Consider the following 5,874-nt stretch of genomic DNA (forward strand, 5'->3'; position numbering starts at 1 on the left):
GGCCAAGGGCCGCGGCGGCCGCGCGGGCGAGTTCTGCATGGGGCTCGCGGGTGCGCTGGCCGGCTGCGAAGGCGTCTGGGCGCTGGCCGCCGACACCGACGGCATCGACGGCGTCGAGGACAATGCCGGCGCCCTCGTCACGCCCGACACGCTGCGCCGTGCCGAGGCGGCCGGCGCCAAGCTCGCAAGCCACCTCGACCGCAACGACGCCTACGGCTACTTCGACGCCATCGGCGATCTGCTGGTCACCGGGCCGACCCACACCAACGTCAACGACTTCAGGGCCCTGCTGATCCTGTAGCGGTTGGCCCACAGGCTCCCCGTCGAAGCTGGTGAGAGAATCGGCGACAACGCCGAGCCTCATGAATCCACCCAACGACCTGCGCCCGGCGCCCCGCCCCTTCGAGAGCTGGCAGGTCGAGATCTGGCTTCGGATCCGCAGGCATTTCGTCCTCAAGGTGATCGGCACCACTGCGTTCACCTGGCTCTTTTTCATCGGCTACTTCCATCTGCTGCGCCAACCGGCGAGTCCGGTCGCGGCGATGCCGTTGACCGCGATCGACCGTCTGATCCCGTTCCAGCCGCAGGCGCTCGTCGCCTATTTCTCGCTCTGGCTGTACGTGGGGGTCGCACCCGGACTCCAGCTCACGTTCAAGGAACTGGTGGTGTACGGGCTATGGGTCGGCGGGCTGTGCCTGACCGGGCTCGGGTTCTTCTATTTCTGGCCGACGCAGATCCCGCCGATGACGCTGCCGCCGACGGACTTCCCCGGCTTCGCGATCCTGCAGGGCGTCGACGCCGCGGGCAACGCCTGTCCGTCGATGCACGTGGCGATCGCGATCTTCACGGCCCTCTGGATCGAGCACATCCTGCGCCAGGCAGGCGCGCCGATGGCGCTGCGCGTGATCAATGCACTGTGGTTCGCGGCCATCGTCTGGTCGACGCTGGCGATCAAGCAGCACGTGGTGCTCGACGTGGTGGCCGGCGCGCTGCTCGGCGTCGTGTTCGCGCTGCCTTCGCTGCGCTGGCGGCCTCGTGCCGGCGCGATTTTCGCCCGGCTGGAGCGGATATCATGAGCCGTCACTGCCCGCGGGCCGGTTCGGCGGCCGTGACAGGAAGATCTGATTCTCGCGGGCCGACATCCACAACAACATTGCCGTTCGCAGGCAGCGCCGACGGCCGGAAATGACGACGGACACCGTACGATGAGTTCGCTGAAGGAATTGCAGGATCTGATTCACGAGAAGTACGGCATTGAAGCGTCGGCACTCGACCCGCATGCTTCGATGCGCGAGAAAGGCTTCGATTCGCTGGCCCTGGCCGAGTTCGTGTTCGCGATCGAAGACCGCTTCTCGATCACGATGCCCGACGACGACCCGAACATCGACACGCTGGCCGCCCTCGCGGCCGTGGTCGACAAGGCCAGGGCAACCCAGACCACGTGAGCCCGGTTGCCGTCACAGGCCTGGGCGTCGTGGCACCCCACGGCGATGACCACGGCCGCTTGTTCGCGGCGCTGCTGCGGGGCGACTCGGCGCTGGAGCCGGTCTTTCCCGAACTGCCCAAGCCCGCGGTCGCGGCCCGGGTGGCTTTCGATGAATCCCGCTGGTTCACCAAGCTGCAGCTCGCCGGCGTGGACCGCGTGAGCCAGCTCGCGGTGGCCGCCGCCGACCTGGCGATGCGCGACGCCGAGGCGCTCGGTGACCTGGATCCCGAACGCATCGGTGTCTTCGCCGGCTGCGGCATGGGCGGCGCCGCGGCGCTCGAAGCCGCCTACCGCGGCGGCGCACGCGTGCCGCCGCTGACCATCCCGGCTTTCATGCCGAGCGCACCGGCCTCGCACGTGGCGATGCGCCAGCGCGTCCAGGGGCCGGTGTTGACCTATTCGGTGGCTTGCGCCTCCTCGTCGGTGGCCATCGCCGAGGCCGCCAAGGCGGTGCAGCGCGGCGACGTCGACCTGGCGATCGCCGGCGGCAGCGAGGCGCTCGTCGTGCCGGGCGTGGTGCTCGCCTGGCAGGCGATGCACACGCTCGCCAGTGTCAGGCCCGGCGAAGAGGCGACCGCGATCCGGCCCTTCGCGAGCGACCGCAGCGGCTTCGCGCTTGGCGAGGGCGCCGCATTCCTGGTGCTCGAATCGGCCGAGCGCGCCCGCCGGCGCGGCGCGCGGGCCTATGCCGAGCTGGCCGGCTGGGGCCTCAGCTGCGACGCCACGCATCTGACCAAGCCCGATGCCGCCGGCCAGGCGCGCGCACTGCGCCAGGCGCTGCGGCAGGCCGGAATGCAGCCCCGCGACATCGGCTACTGCAATGCCCACGGCACGGCCACACGCATCGGCGACGCGGTCGAGCGCGACGCGCTGGCCGAGGTCTGGGGTAGGGACCTCGATCGCCTGCGCGTCAGCGCGACCAAGGCGCTGCACGGCCATCTGCTCGGCGCCGCGGGCGCGCTGGAAGCCGTGGTGACAGTGCTGGCCCTCCATCGGCGAGAGCTGCCGCCGAGCATGCATTGCGAGGCGATCGATCCCGCCTGCAGCCTGAACCTGGTGGCGCCTGGCCACTCGGCCGCGCCGGAACTGCAAGCCGCCATCAGCAACTCCTTTGCTTTCGGCGGCACGAATTCGGTGCTGCTGTTCAGTCGGGCCTGAGCCGTGACGAGCATGGGGGCCCGTTAAACTCGAATCGGTTTCGCATCCCCTCACACACGCATTGGAGTCAACATGATCGGACGTTTCGCTGCACTGGCTGTCGCGCTGCTGCTCTCGGCCTGCGCGAGCGTCGGCGGCCCCACGGTCAAGATCGATGTCGACCCGGGCGCCAACTTTTCGCGCGTGCGCACCTACAGCTGGGTGGCGCGGCCCGACGGCGGCACGCCGCTGATGCAGCAGCGCATCGTCGACGGCATCGATTCCCGGCTGCAGGCGCAGGGCTGGAAGCCGGCGCCCGACGGCGACATCCATGTGTCGGCCCATGTCTCGTCGTCGGAGAAGGAAAGCCTCAACAGCTATTACGCGCGGGTCGGCTATGTCGGTTGGGGCGGATTCGGTCCGCCGACGCCGAACAGCCCGATGCCGGCCGAGACCTTCGAGGTCGGCACGCTGGTGGTCGACATGGTCAACGCGCAGACCAAGCGCTCGGCCTGGCGCGGCACCGCGAGCGGCACGCTGCACGATGATCCCGCGAAGATGAACGCCTTGCTGCAGACCGCGCTCGACAAGATGTTCGCCGGCTTCCCCCCCGGCCCCTCCTCGAAGTAGTCGACGCGGCCCGCGTTTCCATTCCAGGAATACCGCGGAACCGGCTTTGCCGGGCCGCTGGTATTGCCCCCTCGAAGGGGGTGGGCGGCTACACGAAGTGAGCCAACCTGGGGGTGGTCAATGGTTATCTCTGGGGATGCCGAAGGTCGCGTGGATCTTCTGGTATTTCACGGCCGGCTTGAGCACCATGCCTTCCGAGAGCTCGTCGACGATGCCGCGCTGAATCTCCTGCCACGGCGTCTGGCTCGCCGGGAACTTGTAGCCGCCGGCGGCGGCCAGCGCGGCGCGTCGCTTGTCGAGCTCCTCGTCGGACACCAGCATGTTCGCGGTGCGCTTCTTGAGGTCGATGCGCACGCGGTCGCCGGTCTTCACCAGCGCCAGCCCGCCGCCGGTCGCGGCCTCGGGCGAGGCGTTGAGGATCGAGGGCGAGCCCGAGGTGCCGGACTGGCGGCCGTCGCCGACGCAGGGCAGGGCGGTGATGCCCCTCTTGAGCAGGTACGAAGGCGCGCGCATGTTGACCACTTCGGCCGCGCCGGGATAGCCGACCGGGCCGACGCCGCGCATGAACAGCACGCTGTGCGGGCCGATCTTCGTCTTCGGATCGTCGATCCGGTGGTGGTAGTCCTCGGGGCCGTCGAAGACCACGGCGGTGCCCTCGAAGGCCATCGGGTCCTTCGGGTCCTCGAGGTAGCGGGTGTGGAATTCGGGCGTGATCACGCTGGTCTTCATGATCGCGGAGTCGAACAGGTTGCCCTTGAGGTTCAGGAAGCCGGCGTTCTTCTTCATCGGCTTGGCGTAGGGCCAGATCACCTTGCGGTCGCTCGTGAACTGGCCTTCGCAGTTCTCGATCAGCGTCTTGCCGTTGGCCGTGAGGGCCGGCTTGATCTTGCCCTTGGCGATCAGCTCGGCGACCACCGCGGGCACGCCGCCGGCGCGGTAGTAGTCCTCGCCAAGGTACTCGCCGGCCGGCTGCAGGTTGACGATCAGCGGAATCTTGTAGCCGTGCTTTTCCCAGTCGTCGGGTGTGAGTTCGACGCCGATGTGGCGCGCGATCGCGATCAGGTGCACCGGTGAGTTGGTCGAACCGCCGAGCGCGGAGTTGACCACGATCGCGTTCTCGAAGGCTTCGCGCGTGAGGATGTCGGAGGGCTTCAGGTTCTCGCGCACCATCTCGACGATGCGCTTGCCCGTGAGGTAGGCCATTTCCTGGCGGTCGCGGTAGGGCGCCGGAATCGCGGCGCTGCCCGGCAGCGTCATGCCCAGCGCCTCGGCCAGCGAGTTCATCGTGGAGGCCGTGCCCATCGTGTTGCAGTGGCCGGTCGACGGCGCCGAGGAGGCGACCAGCTTCAGGAATTCCTGGTAGCCGATCTCGCCTGCGGCCATCATCTCGCGCGCGCGCCAGACGATCGTTCCCGAGCCCGTGCGTTCGCCCTTGTGCCAGCCGTTGAGCATCGGCCCCGAGTGCTTGCAGGTCTCCTGGATCGGGTGGATCGGGAACTCGAAGGCGATGCCGCCGGCGTCGCGGATGCCCTCGCGCACCCGCTCGGCGAGCACCAGGTGATGGCGGTTGCACGGCGCGATGTCCGAGCCGGTCTGCGCGATGCCGATGATCGGCCGGCCCGACTGCAGCTCGTCGAAGCCGAGGCCGAAGTTCATGGTGCGCTCGAGGTAGAGCGCGGTCATGTCGGCGTTGGCCGGGTTGTCGAACCAGGCCTGCGAGCGCAGCGTGAGAGCCGGCTTGGCTGCGGTCCGGGATTTCTTCTTGGCGGCTGGTTTCATCAGGTCATTCCCTTCAAGGTCTGGTCTGCGTTGGGCAGTGCTGCGCAATCGTCGATGTATTGCCGGACGATATCGGCGAAATTCTCGTGCGGCAGCAGGCCGAGCCGTGCGGCCCGTGCCGCCGAGGCACCGCTGGGCCAGTTGGCGACGATGCCGGCGATGCGCTCGTCGCGTTCGAAGCGCACCAGGGCGCGCACCTTCGGGCCGGCCACCTCTTCGAGCGCGTCGAGCATGTCGGCCACGCGGACGTTGAGGCCCGGCAGGTTGAGCGCGGTGCGGCCGCAGAAGGCCTCGCGCGTGGCCTCGTAGACCGCGATCAGGCCGTCGACGGTGCGCGACGGCGACGACACCGGGTGCGACACCTCGGGTGAGACCGGGCAGATCGATTCGACGCCGGCCAGCGGTTCGCGGATGATTCCGCTGAAGAAGGACGACGCGGCGCCGTTGGGCCGGCCGGGACGCACGGTGACGGTCATGAGCCGGGCCGCGCGGCCGTCGACGTAGCCCTTGCGCGTGTAGTCGGCGACCAGGTGCTCGCAGATYAGCTTCTGCGTGCCGTAGGACGTCTGCGGCGCCGGCAGCGTGTCGTCGGCCACAAGCGCGGCCAGCGGCACGGCGGGGTCGGGTCCGAAGACCGCGACCGAACTCGAGAACACCAGCCGCGCGACCTTGCCGCCGCCGTTCACATGGGCCCGCAGTGCATCGAGCAACGCCCGCGTGCTGTCGAGGTTCGATCGCAGGCCGAGGTCGAAGTCGAGCTCGCATTCGCCCGACACGGCCGAGGCCAGATGGAAGATGCCGTCGAAGGCTTCTTCGCGCAGCGCTTCGGTCTGGGCCAGCAG

7 protein-coding genes are annotated in these 5,874 nt (G+C 68.8%); 5 read left to right on the plus strand and 2 right to left on the minus strand.

The window, feature by feature from the left end; translation table 11 throughout:
- The 5 genes from AC1D2K_RS30065 to AC1D2K_RS30085 form a co-directional block, all read left to right on the plus strand.
- A partial coding sequence (locus tag AC1D2K_RS30065; protein WP_478093515.1) for an MOFRL family protein occupies positions 1 to 301 on the plus strand: 301 nt, incomplete at its 5' end.
- 61 nt (positions 302 to 362) lie between these two features.
- Entirely contained in the window at positions 363 to 1,076 is a 714-nt protein-coding gene (locus AC1D2K_RS30070; RefSeq protein WP_478093517.1) for a phosphatase PAP2 family protein, read from the plus strand.
- A 129-nt stretch (positions 1,077 to 1,205) separates the two neighbouring features.
- The gene (locus AC1D2K_RS30075; RefSeq protein WP_478093518.1) at positions 1,206 to 1,445 is read left to right on the plus strand and encodes an acyl carrier protein; all 240 of its coding nucleotides are present in this window, start codon (positions 1,206 to 1,208) and stop codon (positions 1,443 to 1,445) included.
- Positions 1,442 to 2,644: a beta-ketoacyl-[acyl-carrier-protein] synthase family protein gene (locus tag AC1D2K_RS30080; RefSeq protein ID WP_478093520.1), complete on the plus strand. Its 1,203-nt coding sequence runs from the start codon at positions 1,442 to 1,444 to the stop codon at positions 2,642 to 2,644. The genes AC1D2K_RS30075 and AC1D2K_RS30080 overlap by 4 nt, the downstream gene beginning before the upstream one ends.
- A 72-nt stretch (positions 2,645 to 2,716) precedes the next feature.
- Positions 2,717 to 3,253: a DUF4136 domain-containing protein gene (locus AC1D2K_RS30085; protein ID WP_478093521.1), complete on the plus strand. Its 537-nt coding sequence runs from the start codon at positions 2,717 to 2,719 to the stop codon at positions 3,251 to 3,253.
- 117 nt (positions 3,254 to 3,370) lie between these two features.
- Here AC1D2K_RS30085 and AC1D2K_RS30090 read toward each other — a convergent pair whose 3' ends face one another.
- On the minus strand, positions 3,371 to 5,032 hold the full coding sequence (locus tag AC1D2K_RS30090) for an IlvD/Edd family dehydratase (RefSeq protein WP_478093522.1): 1,662 nt from the start codon (positions 5,030 to 5,032) through the stop codon (positions 3,371 to 3,373).
- The coding region (locus AC1D2K_RS30095) for an NAD-dependent epimerase/dehydratase family protein (protein ID WP_478093524.1) at positions 5,032 to 5,874 on the minus strand (843 nt) is incomplete at its 5' end. The genes AC1D2K_RS30090 and AC1D2K_RS30095, both read right to left, overlap by 1 nt.

The sequence above is a fragment of the Variovorax sp. P1_H12_2 genome, assembly GCF_056405335.1.